At 63.6% G+C, this 20,387-nt stretch carries 17 protein-coding genes; 12 read left to right on the plus strand and 5 right to left on the minus strand.

The features are described from left to right. Positions 1 to 72: 72 nt before the first annotated feature. Complete coding sequence (locus tag J8F10_RS04750; protein ID WP_210652714.1) at positions 73 to 1,818, minus strand: sigma-70 family RNA polymerase sigma factor; 1,746 nt, start codon at positions 1,816 to 1,818, stop codon at positions 73 to 75. 189 nt (positions 1,819 to 2,007) lie between these two features. Between J8F10_RS04750 and J8F10_RS04755 the strand changes: the two genes are divergently transcribed. Next, on the plus strand, positions 2,008 to 3,057 hold the full coding sequence (locus J8F10_RS04755; RefSeq protein WP_210652715.1) for a CPBP family intramembrane glutamic endopeptidase: 1,050 nt from the start codon (positions 2,008 to 2,010) through the stop codon (positions 3,055 to 3,057). Positions 3,058 to 3,158: 101 nt separating this feature from the next. Here J8F10_RS04755 and purQ read toward each other — a convergent pair whose 3' ends face one another. After that, the gene (gene purQ / locus J8F10_RS04760) at positions 3,159 to 3,932 is read right to left on the minus strand and encodes a phosphoribosylformylglycinamidine synthase I (protein WP_210652716.1); all 774 of its coding nucleotides are present in this window, start codon (positions 3,930 to 3,932) and stop codon (positions 3,159 to 3,161) included. A 273-nt stretch (positions 3,933 to 4,205) separates the two neighbouring features. Between purQ and J8F10_RS04765 the strand changes: the two genes are divergently transcribed. The 6 genes from J8F10_RS04765 to J8F10_RS04790 all read left to right on the plus strand — a co-directional run bounded on the left by J8F10_RS04765 (position 4,206) and on the right by J8F10_RS04790 (position 8,818). Then, positions 4,206 to 4,655: a hypothetical protein gene (locus tag J8F10_RS04765; RefSeq protein WP_210652717.1), complete on the plus strand. Its 450-nt coding sequence runs from the start codon at positions 4,206 to 4,208 to the stop codon at positions 4,653 to 4,655. Positions 4,656 to 4,684: 29 nt separating this feature from the next. Next, on the plus strand, positions 4,685 to 5,377 hold the full coding sequence (locus J8F10_RS38425; RefSeq protein ID WP_246522921.1) for a hypothetical protein: 693 nt from the start codon (positions 4,685 to 4,687) through the stop codon (positions 5,375 to 5,377). 95 nt (positions 5,378 to 5,472) lie between these two features. Continuing rightward, the gene (locus J8F10_RS04775; protein ID WP_210652718.1) at positions 5,473 to 6,111 is read left to right on the plus strand and encodes a PEP-CTERM sorting domain-containing protein; all 639 of its coding nucleotides are present in this window, start codon (positions 5,473 to 5,475) and stop codon (positions 6,109 to 6,111) included. Between the two features lie 77 nt (positions 6,112 to 6,188). Then, positions 6,189 to 7,295 (plus strand): leucine-rich repeat domain-containing protein, encoded by a 1,107-nt coding sequence (locus J8F10_RS04780; RefSeq protein WP_210652719.1) that lies wholly within the window; start codon positions 6,189 to 6,191, stop codon positions 7,293 to 7,295. 297 nt (positions 7,296 to 7,592) lie between these two features. Continuing rightward, a complete protein-coding gene (locus tag J8F10_RS04785; protein ID WP_210652720.1) occupies positions 7,593 to 7,895 on the plus strand; it encodes a hypothetical protein in 303 nt (100 codons plus the stop codon). Between the two features lie 119 nt (positions 7,896 to 8,014). After that, entirely contained in the window at positions 8,015 to 8,818 is an 804-nt protein-coding gene (locus J8F10_RS04790; protein WP_210652721.1) for a hypothetical protein, read from the plus strand. Between the two features lie 179 nt (positions 8,819 to 8,997). Here J8F10_RS04790 and J8F10_RS04795 read toward each other — a convergent pair whose 3' ends face one another. Beyond that, the gene (locus J8F10_RS04795) at positions 8,998 to 9,303 is read right to left on the minus strand and encodes an RNA recognition motif domain-containing protein (RefSeq protein ID WP_210652722.1); all 306 of its coding nucleotides are present in this window, start codon (positions 9,301 to 9,303) and stop codon (positions 8,998 to 9,000) included. A 639-nt stretch (positions 9,304 to 9,942) separates the two neighbouring features. Here J8F10_RS04795 and J8F10_RS04800 point away from each other — a divergent pair. Continuing rightward, entirely contained in the window at positions 9,943 to 11,406 is a 1,464-nt protein-coding gene (locus J8F10_RS04800) for a serine/threonine-protein kinase (RefSeq protein WP_210652723.1), read from the plus strand. A gap of 53 nt (positions 11,407 to 11,459) precedes the next feature. On the opposite strand, the gene J8F10_RS04805 is transcribed toward J8F10_RS04800, so the two are convergent. After that, on the minus strand, positions 11,460 to 13,826 hold the full coding sequence (locus tag J8F10_RS04805; RefSeq protein WP_210652724.1) for a DUF6797 domain-containing protein: 2,367 nt from the start codon (positions 13,824 to 13,826) through the stop codon (positions 11,460 to 11,462). A 440-nt stretch (positions 13,827 to 14,266) separates the two neighbouring features. Between J8F10_RS04805 and J8F10_RS04810 the strand changes: the two genes are divergently transcribed. The 4 genes from J8F10_RS04810 to J8F10_RS04825 all read left to right on the plus strand — a co-directional run bounded on the left by J8F10_RS04810 (position 14,267) and on the right by J8F10_RS04825 (position 18,964). Further along, complete coding sequence (locus tag J8F10_RS04810; RefSeq protein ID WP_210652725.1) at positions 14,267 to 15,205, plus strand: DUF1559 family PulG-like putative transporter; 939 nt, start codon at positions 14,267 to 14,269, stop codon at positions 15,203 to 15,205. Positions 15,206 to 15,309: 104 nt separating this feature from the next. Then, positions 15,310 to 15,753 carry a hypothetical protein gene (locus J8F10_RS04815; protein ID WP_210652726.1) on the plus strand — a complete coding sequence of 148 codons (444 nt, stop codon included), beginning with the start codon at positions 15,310 to 15,312 and terminating at the stop codon, positions 15,751 to 15,753. 77 nt (positions 15,754 to 15,830) lie between these two features. Then, complete coding sequence (locus tag J8F10_RS04820) at positions 15,831 to 17,540, plus strand: CRTAC1 family protein (RefSeq protein WP_210652727.1); 1,710 nt, start codon at positions 15,831 to 15,833, stop codon at positions 17,538 to 17,540. Positions 17,541 to 17,605: 65 nt separating this feature from the next. Then, on the plus strand, positions 17,606 to 18,964 hold the full coding sequence (locus tag J8F10_RS04825) for a tetratricopeptide repeat protein (RefSeq protein ID WP_210652728.1): 1,359 nt from the start codon (positions 17,606 to 17,608) through the stop codon (positions 18,962 to 18,964). Here the strand turns inward: J8F10_RS04825 and J8F10_RS04830 are convergent, their stop codons facing one another. After that, positions 18,965 to 20,203, minus strand: coding sequence for a hypothetical protein (locus tag J8F10_RS04830; RefSeq protein WP_210652729.1), 1,239 nt, complete (start codon positions 20,201 to 20,203; stop codon positions 18,965 to 18,967). Positions 20,204 to 20,387: the final 184 nt, after the last annotated feature.

Consider the following 20,387-nt stretch of genomic DNA (forward strand, 5'->3'; position numbering starts at 1 on the left):
GAGCGACTGTGTTGGGCCGGTAGGTTGAGGGGTTGGCAGCGTCCCCGAAAACTTACCGGCCCGACCATTTTTTCATTTCTTGCTCTTCAACTCACGAACTTCTTTACGCAGTTCAGCAACTTCGCGAATCAGTAGGTCAAGTTTGGCTTCGGCTCCGTCCACCCGCGGTGCGGCAATTCCTTCGCGCTGAAGATTCAATCGTGTGATCTCGGCTTGCACCTTTCCGAGTGCGTCGCGCAATTCGACACAATCTGTCTCACATGCCCTTCGCATAGCGACAATGTCACGCGCACCGGCAAATGTTTCGTCGAGTGCTTTCGATACGGCGTCGCGTTTCGATTTCAGTGCCCCAAGGATTTCCTTTTGAATTTCGAGTTCTATCGACAATTTCGCAGCCCGCTCGCGCAGTGTTTGGAGGGCCTCGGCTTTGAGACGCGCAACAATCTCGGCCCGAACGACGCCCTGAAGGGCCGCACTGCGCTTTTCGAGTTCGGCGAGCTTCTCTTTTTGTTTTTGGATCGCGGGCGTCGTTTCACCGATGCCCAGCTCAACGGCCGTTCTCAACTCTTTCTGAGCAGACCGGAGTTCCGTTGACAAATCCTTGACCCGCGCGTCGAGGTTAATTTCCTGCTGAATCAAAGCGGCGTCGGGTTCGGGTGCGGGTTTCTCCGCACGCCTTTTGAGGACTGCAAATTCTGCTTCCATTTTGAGAATTTCGCGACTCAATTTTTGATGTTCAGTCTCGATATCGTCGAACTGTTTTTGACCGACGGTACGCTGAGCTGTGTGCTTATCGATCACTTCCGCGAACTGTTCGATGCGATTTTCCAGCGCCCTGACTTGTTCTTTCAATTCACGAGCCTGCGATTCCAGCTTTTTCACCCGTTCGTCGCGAATCTTCTTATCTTCATCGAGTGCTCCCGGTTCCGGCGGCTTGGGAGTTGTGTGGGCCGGTTCCGAGTTCGCGTTGGCGACGGGTGCAGCACCGTCTCCTACGGGTTCGGTCCTTGTGCCTTGCTGGGCCGCGACCCAACCGATCCCCGAAGCGAGTGCCACGGCAAGCAGGGTTCCGCTGAACGCGGTGAGTAGAGTACCACGATTCATGGTTTGAATGACTCCTTCGGCGAGGTTAGTGGCAGGACCAGGGGTGTGCGAACCGAGTCGAAATCGGCGCGCGGTGGTAGTGGCCGAGGAAACGATGCGACCGGTAAGACCGACGCCCGCGACCGAGATCGTTGCGGGTAAGGCGACCCCGTGGCGCGCGAGGCGCTCGGCCAGTCGCGTCCGCGCGGTTGCGAGGCGCGACAAGACCGTACCGCGCGGGCACCCGAGTTCGCGGGCCACGTCCTCGGTGGAGTGTCCGCCGAGGTAGCAGAGCACGACGGGCTTGCGGAGGCGCTCTGGGAGCCGGGCAACCTCTGCGTCGAGGAGGTTTGTGAGTTCCTGGCGCTCGACGGGATCGGGATTCGGTTCCGCGGCCGTTTCCGTTACGGGAAGGACCGGCCCGCGCCGCGAAGCAACCCGGGCCGAAACCCGGCGCGCGACTTTGAACAGCCAACCACCGAGGTTCCCGCGAACGCCCCCGGCTTTTCGTGCCAGTACGAGAAACACCGCTTGGAACGCATCCTCGGCGAGTTGTTCGTCGCGGATCGTGCGCCGGCACAATCCGAGAACCATCCCGCCGTGGCGCCAAACGAGTAACTCGAACGCCGCCTCGTCGCGGTCGCGGACGAACCGACGGAGCAACTCGGCGTCGGTCACACCCTGATCCGCGGCCCGACGGTGCCGGGCGAGCAATCGCTCCAAGAGTCCGCGCATGCAAACACCCCGATCATTTCCGGTTCAACAGAGAAGTGTCCACGAAGTGCGGAGCGATTCAAATTATTTTGCGGCGCGTCCGGTGGCCGCGGGTCACTCGTGCCGGGGTCTCTGTTCGGTCGGCGCGGGGACGGTTATTTTAAGCCCCACGCGCCGACACCAAACTCAGTGAGCGAGGACGGGACAACCGTGACCATTGATCCAGAAGTCGCACGCATGGCGACGGCGGGGGCACTCGTCGCGGCAGTTGCGCTACCGGCCGGGTTAGTGGCTCGCGCGCTGCGGCCCGGGGGCGAACCGCTCCTCCCGCGGTGGAAGCCGTTTCCGGTGCCGTGGAGCGGTTTCGAGGTGACGGTCGCGGTCCTCGTGGTTTTGTTCGTCGTACCGCCCGTGCTGTTTCAAGTATTGAACGAGAGCGGGTTCTATCAACTCGTCTACGGTGCCGAATTCCCGCCACTGGGAGCGAAGGACATTGATCCCGAGTTCAAGGCGGAAGCCGCCACGCTGCGGATGCTGTGGGCGGGTGTGCTCGCGCTGCCGCTTCAGCTCGGTGTGCTCGTGCTGACGCGCCACTCCCTTTACCCGACGTGGCGGCCGCGGGCGAACGGGAGCGTCGCTGGGAAAGTTGCTCTCGCAGTCCTCGCCTGGAGCACCCTCACTCCGGTCGTGCTGCTACTGCACGCGGTCGTGAACACGGTCTCGCAGAACCTCGGTCTGCCCCCCGAGGAACACTCGCTCGCGAAGCTCGGAGGGCGCCCCCTACGCGATCAAGTTCTGCTCGTGTTGCAGGCGTGTGTGGGCGCTCCGTTGTGCGAAGAGATCATAGTTCGCGGCGTCATGCTCTGGTGGTGCGTGGGGCGCATGAAGTTTCCCGGTGCGGGCGTGTCACAGGTCACGAGTTTACGCCCGTGGATCATTATGTTCGTGGCCGCAGCGCTCGCGGCACAGAGCGGGAAATGGCAGCCGGTGGTCTGGGCGTGCGTGCTGGCCGCGGGGTTGGGCCTGCTGTGGCAGTTCACGCGAACCGGCGCGCGCCGGGCGCGAGCGGTGTACGCGACGGCCGCGTTCTTCGCGCTGATGCACTCCACCTGGCCGAATCCGATTCCGCTGTTCGTGTTGGGGCTCGGGTTGGGTTGGCTCGCGGTGCGCACCAACGGGCTCCTCGTGCCCGTACTCGTTCACGCGATGTTCAACGCGGTGTCGGTGATCTTCGTGTTGCGCGGGGCACTGCCGGCGTGATGTGATTCTGTTTCTGCGCCACCGGCTTCCCGTTCAGGCAAATGCAGCGCTTGTCCGAAACCGGTGGCGCGAAACGAACCCGCGATACCCGCGGGTCCGCTTCACTCTTTGAAGAACTCCACCGCGTTCCGGAAAAGTTGCAGCCCGTCGCCCTCGGATTTCAGCCCGTGGCGCGTCCATTGCGGGTGCTGGGTCGGGAACAGGTGCCGGTCCGGGTGCGGCATGAGCCCCAGCGCGCGCCCGGTCGCGTCGCAGATGCCCGCAATGTCGTCCTGTGCGCCGTTCGGGTTGGTGGGGTAGCCACCGCGAGCACCGTTCGTATCCACGTAGCGCAGGGCCACCTGTCCGGCCTGTTCCAAACCCTTTGCGATCCACTCTTTTCGGCACACGAACTTGCCCTCACCGTGGCCGACCGGCATGGCCACGCGGTCGATGCCTTTAAGGAAGGGGCACTTCCCGGGCGTGGCTTGCAGGTGAATCCAGCGGTCCTCGTAATGGCCGCTGTCGTTGTTCGTGAGCGTCGCGAGCGGGCCGTCCTCATCCGGGGGCATGAGTAGTCCCGCTTTCAGCATCACCTGGAAGCCGTTGCAAATACCAAGAATCAGTTTCTCCTGGTCGCGGAACTTCCGCATCGCGTCCGCGAGGAAGTGCTGCATGTAAAGGGCCTGAACTTTGCCGGCCCCCACGTCGTCGCCGTAGGAGAAGCCGCCGGGGAGAACGAGTATCTGGTAGTCGCGGAGCTGCTTCGGGTTTTCGCGGAGCGCGTTCAGGTGCAGGCGCGTGCCGCGCCCGCCGACCATCTCGAACGCGGTCTGCACTTCGTGATCGCAATTGGTGCCGGGTGCTCGGAGAATCAAGGCCTGCGGTGTTGGCATGGTGAACCGTTCGCGAATGGGAACCGTTGTGCTCGACCCGCACAATGGCCGGGGGCAAATTCGTTGTAACGCCCGCGTGTCCTCGGAGCTAGTATTGGGCGAGCATCTTTAGGTTTGGTCGCGCCCATAGGACCGTTGATCCGGTGCCGGACTGCGAACCAGATCCGGTCCAAATGCCGGGAGCGGAAAACGTGCGCGTCGTTCCCAAATACCCTTTTCGCCTCCACCGGAAGAGGCCGCGCACCACCCACAACATCAGTCCGAGGCGCGCCCATGCTGCTGAAGCTGGCCCTACCCACCCTCCTGCTGGCGTTCGCGGTCGGCGTTACCGAGTGGGACCGGTACCACGGCATCCAGCGCCCGCTCTCGTTCGAGGAACTGGAAGCCCACCTGCGGAGCGAGTTCGACCTCCACGAACTGCAGCTCGCGCACTTACCGGACGGTCGATTTGAAGGGAACGGGACGGGCACCAACGGACGGAGCTACCAGTTCGAGATTTCGCAAACCAGCGAGAGCCGAACGATTCAAAGCAAGTGGAAGCGCGGGAACGAGCGCGAGTCGGGTGGGGGTAGCAAGTCGATTGTCTTTTCCGACCACACACACCTCTACTTGGTGCTCGTGTTCGGCTATCTCGTATGGGTCGGCAAGGTAATCCGCAATCACGGCCGGCGCCCGGGCTCCACCGCGCCGCGCCTGGACGCGCACACCGGCGCCACGAAGTAAGTTGACCACACCGATTCGGAGGGCGCGCGATGACCGAAGCGGAATGGCTCGCGTGCGCCGACCTGAGCCCGATGTTCAAGACCGTCTGGCGCACGATGAGCGAGCGCAAATTGCGCCTCTTCACCTGCGGGTGCTGCCGACGGATCTGGTCCCTACTCTCGGACCAACTGACCCGCCCCGCCCTCGAACTCGCGGAGCGCTACGCGGACGGCGCGGCCAGCGACAGCGAATGGGACCGGATGTACTTCGCGCTGATCTCTCACAACGATTCCGGGAGCGGCCGGGAGTTCCTTCAGGTGAACGCCGCCATTGCCGCCACATGCTCGTACCTGCGCCGGGATTACCACCGCGTGATCGCGACCGGGCTCCGGTACGCGTGCCACGCCGTCGCGACCCTCAACCGCGAAACGGGCGCGCGGGAAAAGCGGCCCGACGCCCCGGAGCGAATGGCCCGGGAAGAGGCCCGGCAAGCCGAACTGCTGCGCGACGTCATCGGGAACCCGTTCCGCGCCGTGACTGTTGACCCTTCGTGGCTCACGTCCACGGTGGTCGCGCTCGCCGAGGGCGCCTACAGGGACCGCGCCTTCGACCGGCTCCCGATCCTAGCCGACGCGCTCCAGGACGCCGGGTGCGACAACGACGACGTCCTGACCCACTGCCGGCACCCGGGCGAACACGTCCGCGGGTGCTGGGTCGTGGACCTGCTCACGGGCCGGAAATGAGCGAACGCTTTGCTGCGTCAGAGATTCTTATCACGCCTTGCTTCTTTTTTGCCGCTCCGTTACGCTCCCCACCCCAAGCCTCGTTCGGAGCTGCTATGAAGCGCGCTTTGTTGTTTGCCAACCTGATAGTCCTCGGCGCCGGTGCCGGCACCGCGACCGCCGGGCCGATCCAGTGGTCGTACACCGCGGAGGTCGAATACTCCCGCGACTACGGGAACGACTTCCTCTTGCAGTGGACCAACCAAACCGGAACGGTCACGTCCGAGGCCGGTGAGTACGTCGATCGCTCCCTGTTCACGACGACCGCGTACCCCGGCCCGCCCCGCGACGCCGACGCGAGCGGGCTCATCACGTACAACTTCGCGGTCCGGCTGACGCTGAAGGACACCGCGTCGGGCGAGTCCGCAGTGCTGGGATACAGCGGGTGGTACGCATCGCAGTGGGACAAGAAGGGGACCGGCGAAGACGAGAACGGGAACCCGACCTGGGACTGGGACTGGATTCACGAGAGCTCGGAGTTCGGCAAGCCGTCCAGTTGGGACTGGGTCACGCTCGGCGGGAACGTGTATACCCTGCGGGGCGAGGGCGGCGGGATGGGCACCAGCCCGAACGGGACGCTCGTGCTGTCCGCGTTGCCGACCGCGACCCCGGAACCGACCACGCTGGCCATCGCCGGCATCGGGTTGGGCGCACTGGGCATCGCCCGGCGCGTCCGAGGCCGAATTCTCGCCTGAGTGCTACGTCCGATCGCTTACCCTGTTGGGAGTTGGGCTCGGGGTGTTTGCTCGCGCGTCAGCAACTGGGAGCAACGATGTTCAGGATCTCGGCCCTCGTTCTGACCGCATCGGCCCTGTGGCTCGGCACTTCGGCACGCGCCGACAACGCCGAAGACAAGGCCGTCGCGTTCGTCAAGAAGCTCGGCGGGGTAGCAGTCCGCGACGAGAACGCGCCCGGTAAACCGGTTACAGAGCTTATTCTCCTCCACACGAAAGTAACGGACGCGGATCTCAAGGTACTGGCCGGGCTCAAGAGCATTACCAAACTCAACCTGTTTTGCCGGGTAACGGACACGGGGCTCAAAGAGATAGCCGCGTTCCAGAACCTCACCACACTCGACCTGCGCGCCGCCGCGATAACGGGCGCGGGGATCAAAGAGTTGGCCGCGCTTAAAAGCCTCACCACGCTCAGGCTAGACTGCTGGGAGATCACGGACGAGGGAATCAAGGAACTCGCCGCGCTCCGGAGCCTCAAAGCGCTCGACTTGGGTCGCACGGAAATGACCGCGGCGGGGCTCAAGGAACTGGCCGTAGCCCAGAACCTGAAGGAACTCAAACTGACAGTCAAAGGGGCCAAGGCTGCTGGAATCAAGGAACTTGTCGCGCTCAAGAACCTGAAGGAACTCAAACTGAGGTTCCGGGGGGATACGGCTGCAGAACTCAAGGAACTGGCCCCACTCCAGAACCTCACCGCGCTGGATTTAAGCTTGACGAAAGTAACGAATGCGGGGCTCAAGGAACTGGCTCCACTCCAGAACCTCAAGGAACTCGATTTGCGTTTCACGGGGGTGACGAACTCGGGGCTCAAGGAACTCGCCCCACTCCAGAACCTCAAGACGCTCTTACTGGCGGGCACAGGGGTCACGGGCGCGGGAATCAAAGAACTCGCCGTGCTCGAGAACCTCGCCACACTCCATCTGAGCGGCGCGGGAATAACGGACGCGGGACTCGAGGATCTTACCGCACTCAAGAGCCTCAAAGCGCTCGACCTGTGCTCCACCCAGGTAACGGACGCGGGAACCAAGGAACTGGCCGCGCTCAAAAACCTTACCACGCTCAATCTGCGCAGCACCCCCAGGATAACGGCCACGGGGATCAGAGACCTCCAGTCGGCGCTACCAAACTGCAAAATCGCGGACTGACCGCGCAGCGCGTTGGTGGTTCGCCCGTTGCTCCCGAGCCGCGGGTGAACCCGTGCCGGTACCCCCAAGGGGTTAGACTCCTCAGCCCAGGGTCGATCGCGCAGCGAGCGCGCCCTGGGAACAAGCAGGGGGCCGCACCCCAAAAACAACCCGCGACCGCAATACGACAGCCCCCACAGCCACCGACCGGCGCGCCACGCCAGGGACCAAACGTGCCCCTCTGTCGCGTGATTGACGGCACCGCCCCCGGCGGCTATGGTCCCGTCCGGTGCAGCGCGATTCACGAGGGCCGGGCCGATGATCGGATTGTTTGCAGCCGTGGCGATCGGGGTCGGGGGGCCGGCGGTGGTGGACGTCGAACCGCCCACCGACGCCCAGGTTCTCATCACGCTGCCGTTCGCCATACGCAACGACATCGCTATGGCGAAAGAGTTGCGCTCGACCAAAATCACCACCGCGACCGTCGACGGACAAACCACGGTCTGGTTCGTGCGCCGCTGGGAGTGCTTCGTGTCGTACACCGTAGGCCTGGGAGGTAATGGTGCGCCGCCGCCCCGGTTCCTGCACGTCACCACCGTCGAAACCGTCACCCGCAAATAGCACTGATCCGAAACCGCCGACCTCTCCCGGCGCCCCGATCGGCACATCGCACGAACCCTTCGCCACCTCACCGCGTAATGAATCTGTCTCAGTAAAAGCACCCCGTGCGGGGCACGTCTGTGAGCGCGTTCATCGGCCCGAATCTGTTTCTGGCGGCGCTGATCGCGCTCGTGTCGGCGGCCCCGGGCGCTCGCGCGGACGAATCGCTCCCGGCGCCGAAGAAGCCCGCGGAAGAGCGCCTCCTCGGGGCGCTCCAGTTCCAAAGCCGCGCGGCCGCCTTCACGGGAACCGACGTCGGGCGAGCGGGCAACGTGCGCAAGTACATCTCCGGCCACCCCAATTCGACCGAGCGCGCCGTCTGGGGCTTCGACACGCTCCCGCAGGGCGTGAAGTCGGCGCCCGGCGACGTCGTACCGGCGAAGCTCACGTGCTCGATCTTCCGCGTGGGTAAGAACACCCCGCCGGGCGTGCAAGTCACGGTCCGCGTGGTCAGCCACACGTGCCCGCAAGTGCCGGACCAACTGCGCGCCGAGTGGCAGTGGGCCGGCGACAAGGTCGACGCGCAGAAGAAAACCCTGAAGGAGCAGTACGACGAAGAGGTGGCCGCGTACCGGGCCAAGAAGGTCGACCCGGGCGCCGAGAGGCCCGACGCGGCGAGCTGGAAAGCCGCCAATGAACTCGCCGAGAAGTACGGCTACTACGAGGTCACGGTGCCCAAGGTCTTCGACTTTGACGAAGCCACCATCGACCTCCCGGCCGGGCTGTTCCGCAACGCACTGAAGCACAAGCCCGAGGCCCACGCGAACGGCACGCCCAAGCGCCCGCTCGTGTCGGTGTACGTGAGGTGCGAAACGATCGGGGTGCTGATCGGAATGGCCGAAGCGGACCTGTACCTGACCCCGAAACCCGTGCTGAAGCGGTGAGCACGAGGCGATTACGGGCGGGCTATTTCTTAACTTCGTTAGGTGGCACGTCGATCGGAGTTGTTGCCGCCGAGTTCCGCGCTGGGAATTCATCGGCGGCCAGGAACTCAGTTCACTTGGCAGAGAGGCGAAGCCCCAAAAACAAGTTCTGGGGCAAATGCCTTCACAGCCACTGCGGATCAGTAACGGCCGCCCGATCCGCCCCGGCCGCCACCGCCCGAGCCCCCGGACCGCGCTTCCTTCGGCTTGGCCTCGTTCACCGTCAGCGCGCGGCCCTCGCTCATTTGCCCGTTCATCCCGGCAATGGCGGCTTGGGCCTCCTGGTCGGAGTTCATCTCGACGAACCCGAACCCCTTCGATCGGCCGGTGTCCCGGTCCATGATGACCTGGGCCGTCTGAACGCTCCCGTAGGGGCCGAACATCCCGCGCAGTTGCTCGTCCGTCACACCGTACCCGAGGTTCCCGACGTACAATTTCTTACCCACGGTCTCACACCTTGCTGGGCCGAGCGGCCCGGAATCGGAGGGCACGGAGCCGAGTGCTTCGTGCCGACGGGAGCGGACGGCCGGACGCGCCCGGACGGGCACGCGGCTCCTCTGCGGCAGTGACGGTTTGGCGGTCTTGGGGGTCGAGAGGGATTAGCTCAGGAATAGAACCAAGAACAATCAAATCGAAGTGCGGCGGAAGCGGTCTACTCCTGTCGGGTGGTGCTCCCACCCAAAAACGATCATAACCGATCCGCTCTTACCTTGGACGAACCAATTCCGCCATTTGTGGAATTATTTACGGCTCGCGCTCCAATCGGAACAACTTGCCCTTCGGCCCAGGTTCACGTCACCCACAAATTGAAGAGATTCCGCGTGATTCGAGCGAATGAAGTGGTCGCAAATTTCTGCGCGTGCGGGACGGGTGGCACTCCCCAAGCGCCCCGAATGTGAGCTTGGGGACGGTCCGTCGCGGTCGATTGGGAAACTTGCGTCCGCGTCGGGTCACGGTTCGAGGGGCGTTGTGCCGGGCTCGATTTGTGGCACCAAATTGGACATTCGCGCGCTACAATGATGGCAACGGGATCGGCCGGCATTCGCGCCGGCCCTCGATTCGAGACCGGCGGCGCCCGAATCGGAATGCAATTGGAATCGGCCGAAGACCTGATCCAAGCTCTGCGGGCCAGCGGGCTGTTCACTCCCGAACAGCTCCGTGCGGTGTCCCGCGCCCTGAGCGCGTTCGGGACCGACCTGCAGGGCGGGATGCGGCACATCGTTCACCACGAACTCGTGACCCGGTACCAACTCGGCAAGATTTTCCGCGGACGGGTCACGGACCTCGTCGTCGGCCCTTACGTCGTCCTCGACAAGATCGGCGAGGGCGGCATGGGGAAGGTGTTCCGCGCGCGCCACACCCGTTTGGACCGCACGGTCGCGCTGAAAGTGATTCGCCCGGGGCTGGTCACGAACCCCACCGTCCGCGGGCGGTACGCGCGCGAGGTGCAAGCTACCGGCAAACTGGACCACCCCAACATCGTGCGCGTGGACGACGCGGGCGAGGTCGATGGCAAGTTCTACCTCGCGATGGAGTTCGTGGACGGGCTCGATCTCGCCCGGATGATTCGCGATTACGGGGCGCTCGAAGTAACGGAAGTGTGCGAGTACGCGCGCCAGGCCGCGCTGGGCTTACAGAACGCCCACGAACACGGCCTAGTCCACCGCGATATCAAGCCGAGCAACATTGTGGTGGCCGGCGAGCGCCACCTGCCGCAAGCGACCGAGCCGGCGGTGGTGAAGGTTCTCGACCTCGGGCTGGCCCGCGCGATCGACCCGGACGACATGGTTTCGCCCGACCTCACGCGCGACCACACGGTCGTCGGAACCCCCGACTACATGGCCCCCGAACAGGCCCGTAATTCCAAACTCGTGGACGCCCGGGCCGACCTCTACTCGCTCGGGTGTACGATCTATTTCCTGCTCACGGGGCACCCGCCGTTCCCGACCGGGAACGCGATCGAAAAGCTGATCCAGCACCAGACCAACCGGCCGACGCCGCTCCAGGCGATTCGGCCCGCTGTTCCGGCGGCGGTTGCCGAACTCGTAGCTCGGTTGATGGCGAAGAAGCCGGACGATCGGTTCGCCACGGCCGGCGCGTTTGCTGCCGCGATCGAGCCGCACACACTCTATCCGGTCGGTTCGCCCGCGGTGCCCGTTGTCTCGGTTCAAGATCGGGTCAGTGTCGGAACGCCCTCGGGCGAAACGGTACCCCCCCGGAGCACGCTCCCGCCCCCGAGCGGCTCCTCCACCGGATCGGGACTGCTCCTCGATATCCCGCCCGAACCCGCTCCCGTACCGCAACCGATCGCCCCGTCCGACAAAACCCCGCGCCCGCCCGCCTTTGAGGATGCGTTCGCGGTTATCGAGCCTCTCCCTTCCCGTGCCGTAACCAGGTATCAACCCGCGATCAAACGAACCGCGCCCCGCCGCCCCCCTGTCGAGGCGCGGATGCCGCGCGCTCTCAAGTGGACCCTCATTGTCGTTGCGGTTGCGATTCTAGTGGCGCTGGCAGTGTGGGCGGCGACGCTCAACCCGGCAGCGGGGTGATGTGATCTCGTCGCCGGGCGTTGCGACGAGAATAAAGCGTCTCCGACGGACCGTCACTTCCCGATGCTGTGAATCGTGAGGAATACCGATCCCGCCACCGGTTTGCCGTCGGCGGACTTCACGTTGTAGCCCACTTGCATCTGCATCACCGGTTTGAGCGCGTCGAAGGTGAGTTCCAGCGTGCGTCCGTCGGGCAGCAACTTCGCGCTCCGAACGGGCACCTCATCTTGCCCCTCCACGTTCGGGTCGGACACCTTCCATCGTTTCGAGCCGTACTCGCCGCTCCAGCGGTAGTTCCACCACGCACAGCGGTAGCTTTCGCTGGGAGTGACGGCCTTTGCATCGAGATCGCGGCTGAACGTCAAACGAACGGTGTTTCCCTTCACTTCCAGCGCGGTCGGGATGTCGAGCGGTTTGCCGGTGTACCGCACGCGCTGGAGGCACCCGTCCGCTTGCGCCGCAGTTTGCCAGCCATTCAGCCCGCAGGCGTAGAGGTGCCCGTCCGGGCCGAACCGCCCGCGGCAGACCCCCGAGAGGAACTGTACGCCCAGCGCCGCGGCCCCGCCTTGAACACCACCGTTGGGCAACTCCTGGCGGAGCAAGACGAACGGCCGGCAGCGCCCGTAGGAGAAGTGAATCGGCAGTCCCGCGAGCGGACCGAAGGTGTCCTTCGATACCCACGTCTGCCCGCCCGCGGAGTTGTCCACTTCGCGCGGGAGCCAGCACAGCGGCGGGTCGTAGGTCGTCGGCGCGGTGGTGCGGTGGTGGGCTCGCATGTCGCCGTAGAAGCCACCTTGCTTGTACTGATCGATGCGGGTGGCCGGCATCCAGTTCCCTTCCTGGTCCGCGCCGGTCAGGGTGCCGGTCGGCGACATGCCCATCCCGATCGGGTGCCGAAACCCGGTGCAGAACACTTCGGACTTCCGCCCGTCCTTGCTCACCTTGATCAAACTGCCGCCCGTGGGCGTGTCGGTGTCGCCGGTCTTGAAGAAGTAGAAGTTCCCCTGCGGGTCGGTTTCGAGGCAGGTGTCGTAGGAGTGCTCGCCGCCGCTACAGTGCCAGTCGTTGTTCACGCACTCGTAGAAGTCCGCTTCGCCGTCGTTGTTCAAATCGTGCAACCGTGTGAGCTGTCCGCGCTCGAGAACGATCACCTTGCCGTCCACCACTTTCAGTCCGAGTGAGTGGTAGAGACCGGTTGCGTACCGCTGCCAGGAGCAGGTGCCGGCCTTTTCGTCCACGGTGACGAGCCACACGTCTCCGTGACAAGTACACATTGCAACGCGACCGTCCGGCAGGAAATCGAGTCCCGTGCAGAAGAACAGTGCGTTGAACCGGTTCTTGTAGGGGATCGTGAGCGTGTCCACCGCGAACGGCCCGCTCTCGTTGCCGCGATCGAGCTTCGTGACGAGCGGTGCGCCCCAGCGCTTCGATCCGGCTTTCGTGAGCGTGCCGAGATCGGCCGTTCCGGGTAATTTCGCGAGCGTGGCGACGAGCTTGTCGACGTCCTTCGCCGCAACATCGGCCACGCCGACCGTGAAACGCAACGGCTTCTGGCTTGCTGCAACCGTGACACTGACGGCCGCGCCGACGTCCAGTGCGATTCCACCCGTGTGGCGCACCCACGCGAGCCGTACTCGCTCGCCGGTGCCCGAAATGATGACCGAAAGCCCCTTCACCTCAAGGGAGGTCGAGTTTCCGCCCACGAGGTCACAGAGAAATCGCTTCGCTTCCGTCGTGCCGGGGCCGACTTCGAGGGCCGAGGCCACAAACTGGTAGTCGCCCGCGGTCACCGACTCTGCGCTCTCGAGGACCGCACGCGGTCCGGCTGTGTACGCGAAGACCACGCGGTCATCGTGAACGTGCAGCCCGCAGTACTGGGCCCACTCGCGCGCGATCGGCGCGGTGAACCGCGGAACGCGGGCGTCCCATTTCCCCTGCGGGTCGGCCCAACCCGGCGCCGAGGTCGAAGCCGAGATCACCGGTCCCTTCGGGGTGGGAGTATTCAGTAGCCCGAACCGCCGGTCACTGTGGTTGAGGTGCCCACCGGTCCACGCGGCGTTCATTCGGAGGGTGTTGCGGTCGAAAACTGCGGCTGCGTCAGCCTTTCCGCCGAGCTTCACGACGGTCGCCTTGTAGACCATTTCGTGGCGCTTGTCGAGCGGGTAGCGCATCGTGCAGTTCAGGAACGGCCCGGTGTTCGTTTCGCGGAACCGGGCATCGATCCAGTCCTTGTCGGTCATCTTCTCCCACGGGGCCGCGTGCCCGGTGGCTGGCTTGGGGGTCCAGTCCGCGAGATCGGAGGCGACGACGGGAGGGACCGGACGCGGGGGAGGGGCAATTGGTGGTGCGTAATACGAAGAGATTAAAAACGTGAGCAGGAGCGGCATCTGACACCAGGGAGAAGCGAACAGGAGAAACATCCGTACTTGCGACAGTGTGGATGTGACTGGGTAGGTTTTCAACCTGTTCTCAGCCTGGATTTACACGAATAAGCAATGTTGCGATTCGGACCCGGTGCTTTAAAAATGGGCACTCTAGCCTAAATGCAGTGAAAGTCTTGCCGCGTGGTAGCCGAACCTTCAGGAACATCGCTTCAAGAAAATGTGTAATCTGTTATATTGGCCTTCGTCGTGCTCACTTTCATGTCATGAGAAGCCACGATATTACGAAATTATGATAATCAGGTGTATCGCTCACTGTCGCCACGTTTCTTTCACTTGCCTTTAACTTCGTGTTAAACTAGAATAAGTAAAATTGCGATTTTCACCTTTGCTTTAAGAGCAATCTGCTCACGTGCAAGCTCGATTCGCGTCTTCATGGTCGTTCGATTTCTCCGTTCTTGTTTGAGGTACACACTTTTATGCGTCTCTCTCTCCCTCGCTCACAGCGTGCGTTTACGCTGATCGAGTTGCTCGTCGTCATCGCGATCATTGCGATCTTGATTGGGCTGCTCTTGCCCGCAGTTCAGAAAGTGCGCGAAGCGGCCGCTCGCATGAGTTGCTCGAACAATTTGAAGCAAATCGGTCTTGCGTCGCACAACTACCACGACACGAGAGGGCGGCTCGCGCACAACGGCTCGAACCAAGCTAACGCGGCCAACAACAGCGCACCGCCCTTTAATACCGACTACCTCTGTTGGGGGTTCCACCTCCTGCCGGGGCTCGAGCAAGACAACCTGTACAAGGGGGTCAACACCCTCCTCAACGGGACCGCGACCGTGCCGGCCGCGCCGAACCTTCCGAATAATATGAGCGCCACTGCGGTGAAGACGTACCTGTGTCCGGCTCGGTCGCGGGGCGGATACTCGACGGGCGGCTCGAACAACATCGGGAACGCGCCCGGTTACAACGGCCCGTTCACCGACTACAAGATGAACTGGGAATCGTTCGACAATCGCTCGAACGGCGACCCGAATCGGCTGACGTTGACTGTGGTCACGTCGGGGAAGGGTACGAGCCAGACCATTTACGTGGGTGAAGGGTACCTGAATCCGAACGAGTACCGCCGCGACCACGGTAGCAACTGGGAAGAACTCATCTACTCCGGCGGGTACGGGGGCACCGGTCGCGGGTGCAACGGCGGCGATAAGAACAACAACACGTGCTTCTTCGACATCCAACGGGATAATGTTTCCGTGGGTCAGGGCAACATGTGGGGCTCCACGCACACCAGCGGTGCGCTGTTCGTCTTCTGCGACGGTAGCGTCCGCAGCGTGCCGTTCAGCCAACGCGGAACCAACACCACGGCCGCGTCCCAGCTCAATTACAAGGACAATCAGAGCTTGCCCGATAACTATTGATCCGTTCTGATGTTCGAGAATACGGCAGTTCTCTCGCGTGCCTCCTCAACCAAGGGGAGGCACGTGTTCGTTCCCGTCCTCGCACTTTTCGGAGTCGTTTCGCAATGCCTCGCACTCTCTCGCTCTCAAGAGTGACTGCCTCTCTTTCACTCGCCCTGATGCTCCTTGCGGGTTGCGGTTCTCCGGCGCCTGTTGCCGTCTCGGGCAAGATCACAATGCCCCCGAAGACGAAGCTGGTTGATACGGATATCGTTACACTCGTTTTCGAGCCGGAAGATAAGGAGTCTGGCAAGAGTGAAAATGCGACCGCGTCGCTGAAAGATCTATCGTTTACGGCGAAATTGGTTCCCGGAAAATATAAGATTGGTGTGACTGTTCAGGTCTACCCGGGGCAAGGTGGGCAAAAGGAGAGTGCCGACCGGAGCAGAGAGTTCCAGCAGCAGTTCGGCGGTTTCTCGATCAATTCAACACCTCTTCGGTTAGAGGTCACCAAGGACTCCGGCCAGACGATCACCGTCGATCTCGATAAGAAATCGGTCGGCAAGTAAGGCAAAAATCCTGCGAGTGGTGCTTTCTGCGGTCGTCGCGCTCGGTTCATATCTCCACCTCTCTTTCGGAGTGCGGTATGAGTAGGCGCCTCGCGCCGCTCGTGGGTTTGCTCGCGGCGTGCCTCGTCGTTGGTGTCCCGTCTTGTCAGAAGCCCTCCGGGGACCACCCGACAGCGCCCGAAAAGCCACCGCCCGGGTGGTTTCAAGACGTGACCGAGTCGTGTGGGTTGGACTTCACCCACGATCCCGGTCCGACGGGCACGTACTTCATGCCCCAATCAATGGGGTCGGGTGCGGCCGTTTTCGACTGCGACGGTGACGGCCTCCTCGATCTTTATGTCCTGAATTTCGGTGGCCCCGGCTCCCGTTCGGTGAACCGGCTGTACCGACAGGTCGCGCCGGGGAAATTTCAAGACGCCACTGAGGGCTCCGGCCTCGGGGTGCCCGGCCACAATCACGGCGTGGCGGTGGGCGACGTTAATAACGACGGAAAGCCCGACGTTTTGCTCACGCAGTTCGGCAGTACCAAACTCTTCATCAATCTCGGTGGTGCGAAGTTCCGGGACGTCACCGAGGCCTCCGGCCTCGCGAACCTGTCGTGGGGCATGTCGGCCGCGTTTCTCGATTACGACCGCGACGGGTGGCTCGATCTCGTCGTCGTGAACTACCTCGATTACGACAAGAAAGTCGAGTGCCGCTCCCCGGAAGGGGTTCTCGATTTCTGCGGTCCCAATTCGTTCGGTGGCGTGGGCAGCAAGCTCTTCCACAATCTCCGACAACCCGGCGGAAAGTTTGAAGACGCGAGCCTCGCGTCCGGAATCGGGGCGGTGCGCGGACCCGGTCTCGGCGTCTCGGTCGCGGATTTCGACGGTGACGGTTGGCCGGACATCTTCGTCGCGAACGACGGGCAACCGAACCGGCTGTGGGTGAACCAGAAGAACGGCACGTTCGCGGATGAGGCGCTCTCGCGCGGGGTCGCTCTTACCATCGCGGGGAAAGCGTTCGCGGGCATGGGGGTGGCCCTCGGCGACGTCAACAACGACGGCAAACTGGACCTGTACGTCACCCACCTCGGCACCGAGATGAACAACCTCTGGTGCCAGGAGGCGCGCGGACAGTTCCGCGACCGCTCTCTCGAATCGGGTCTGAATTCGCCCCGGTGGCGCGCGACCGGCTTCGGGACACTGATGGCCGATTTCAATAACGACGGTGCCCTGGACATTGCGGTCGTCAACGGCAAGGTCCACCGCGGCGGACCCGGGCGCGACACGGGCCTCGGGTTCTGGGAAACCTACGCGGAAAAGAACCAGTTGTTCGTCAACAACGGGACCGGAAAGTTCAGCGATGCTTCCGGCGAGAACGGCGTGTTCTGCGACTCATGGAACGTGGCCCGGGGACTGGTGTGCGCCGATTTCGACAACGACGGCGCGCCGGACCTGTTCGTGACGACCATCGGCGGTCGGGCGCGACTGTTGCGCAACGTCGCGCCCGACCGCGGGAACTGGTTAAAAGTCCGCGCCTTCGACCCCGTCCGTAACCGTGACGCATACGGGGCCGAGGTGCGCGTCCGGGCCGGCGGAAAAGAGTACCTGCGCGTCGTCAACCCGGCAGAGAGCTACCTGTGCAGCGGTTCTCCGGTCCTCCACTTCGGCATCGGGGGGGCGAGCGCGGTCGAGTGGGTGCGCGTCACCTGGCCGGACGGCGAGAAATTTCAGACGGAAGAGTTCGCCGGTGGGGGCGCGAACCAATTCTTGACACTCAAGCGCGGCGAGGGTAAGACGCGATGAGGGCCAACCTTCCTCCCCCACCACCATCACCACTCCCGCCCCGCGCGCCGCAATCAAAGGCACCGTTGGCGCCCAAAGTGCCGCGCATGGGGCGCCGGTGGAAGCGCGGCGGGGCCGTCGCCGTGGTCGCGCTCGTCATCGGTTCGGTCGTCTGGTGGCGAACGAAAGACGCACCGCCCGAACCGCCGCTGCCCCCGGGCATCACCGACGCGGAAGTGAGTGCGGTCGTGGAGAAGTCCCGCGCGCGCGTCGTGGCGACCCCGCGCTCGGGCGAGGCTTGGGGCGATTACGGGACGATCCTCCTGGCCCACCTGTTCGATCGCGAAGCGGACCAGTGCTTCGTTGTGGCCGCGCGGCTCGATCCCCAAGACCCGCGCTGGCCCTACGCGCGGGGTCAGATCGCACTCAAGCGCGATCCCCCGAGTGCGATCGCCTTATTGACGACCGCGTCCGAGGCGGCGCGCGCGCAACCGAAATATCGCACCGCCTGTGTGCTGACACTTGCCGAGGCGCTGCTCGAGCACGGGGAGATCGATCGGGCGGCCGACCTGTTACAACAGGAACTCGCTGTGGCGCCCGGCGAAGCGCGCGCGATTTTCGGTTTGGGGACGGTGGCCCTGCTGCGCGGCGACGATGCGACCGCGGCCGTTCGTTTCGCCGCTGTTCAGAACAACCCGTGCTGCCGGAAACAGGCGCGATCTCACCTGTCGCAACTCGCCCGTGTCCGCGGGGACGTGGCCGCGGCGAAACAGTACGAGTCCGAAGCGAACGCGCTGGACCCCGACCCGCCGTGGCCCGATCCCTATCTCGACAAGGTTGTTACACTTCAGGTCGGTGCGCGCGGGGACGATCGGCGGGTGGGGGTTTTGGAGCGCGACGGTCGGTTCCAAGAGGCCGCGCAGTTGTACCTGGCCCAAGCGCAACGGACCCCCACGAGTAAGGCACTCACGGGCGCCGGCGTGAACTTGGCCCGGCTCCGCGATTACGATCGGGCCATCGACGCGCTCCGCCGGGCCGTGGAACTCGATCCGAACGATCCCAGAGCCCACTACACGTTGGCTCTGGTGTTGTTCAACAAGGCGGAGCGCGAGTGGGTACCCAACCCGAATTCCGCGGACGCGGCGAGTTGGTTCCGGGAGGTCGTCGAAGAGGCGAAACGGACGATCGATCTGAAGCCCGATTACGCACAAGCGTATCTGTTCTGGGGGCTATCGCTGAAGCACTTGGGCGACCCGAGGGCGGCGATCGAACCGCTACGGAAGGGCTTGGTCATTCGCCCCGAGGAGTTTGAGATGCACCTCGCACTGGGACAGGCGCTCGCGGCGACGGGTGACCGCACCGGTGCGGAGCAGAGTCTTCGCACCGCGCAGAAACTCAAACCGGATGACCCGCGCCCGGTTCAGGAACTCGCGAAATTCAAGTAGTCACTCACGGGCCTTCGGGAGGCGCGCGAGCGCGGCCTTCGCGTCGGGGGCGATATCAAAGCCGAACTCGCCGTCGGCGACGCGCGCGAGGAGTTCGCGCGCCTTCTCCGTGTTCGCCCGCTCCAGCACCCGGACCGCCCGCGCCAGCCGACCCGACTGACTCACCGGCCCGTTCTCGCCGTTGAGTTTGCGCAGAATCAATCTAGTGCGATACCGAATCTCGTCGTTGGGGGCACTGTTCAGGAGCGCGCGGACCGCTTCGGTCGCGGGCGCGCCGAGTTTCACCAACTCGTCGGTCGCGCCGTCCCGCACATCGAAGGATTCCGCATCCAGTTCTTCGACCAACTTGCGAATGCGCGCGCGCTCGTTTTTATCAACAGAAAGCTTCCCGAGTTGCGTGTCAATGAACGCGACGTAGTTCGGCGCGGCCGCGAGGAACGCTCGCTGCGCGGATGCCGCCTTGACTCGATCCGTTCCCATCAGGTTTTCCCAGTGGGTGTCGCGCTCTTGGTTCTCCATTGCTTTTGCGGGTTTCACTCGGCCGAGTGCCGCGTCGGTGGCTTTGTCCAAATCTGCGATCGAGCGCCCGAGGAGCATGTGATCGAAAAGGGCCGATGTGCCGTCGAGGGGCGCGAGCGCGAAGCCCGTAATGTTGATCGCGCCGAACTCTTTGAAGAGGTCGCGGGTGTGAACTTCCCACTCCTTCGCCGGTTTCGCTGCGAGTTGAACCGAGGGCGCCCAGCCGTACACGTTGCTCCCCGCGTGGAACCGGTGCCCCCAGCCCGTGGCCGGGTTGTGGAACTGGATCATCAACCCGCTGCCCCCAAACTTTTTCCACGCGAACCGGAGGTAGCGGAACTCGCCGGCATTCTTGGGCGTTTCGACGATCTTGAAGTTCCAGCCGGGGATGTTCGACCGGTACTTCTGCATCGGCGTGACGCGGACCGCCTCGACGCCCGCGAACACGTCGCGGTCCTCGCGCACGGCGGTACCGGCTTCGCCCCCGCCGTCGTTAATGAGTACGGGGAGCAGTGGGTCCACGCCCTCGTCGAGCAACTCGACGACCGCCCCGTCCGCCCTGGGTGCCTTGTAGTTCGCGTCGTTGGTCGGGTCGCCGCCCGGTCCGGGAAACGGAGGGGGAACCAGTCCCCCGAGCTGGATGACGTCTTCCCCCGCGAGCACAAACACGGGGATCGCCGCACAGAGTGACAACACCAAAACACACGCGAGCCAGCGCATGAAATCCCTCCGCCGGATTGGGGCGAACCGATTATCTGTGAATAAGACGAGGCGGGGGAGGGGAATTCGCAGTACCCGAAATACCATGTTACATTCGGCCGCTGGACGATGGACGATTTTGGTCGCTTCTTGCACGGGCGCGAACCGATAGGTATATTGTCTCCGACCGGTGGGGTTGTGGCGC

Origin of the sequence: Gemmata palustris (genome assembly GCF_017939745.1) — a bacterium.
Lineage (GTDB): Bacteria > Planctomycetota > Planctomycetia > Gemmatales > Gemmataceae > Gemmata > Gemmata palustris.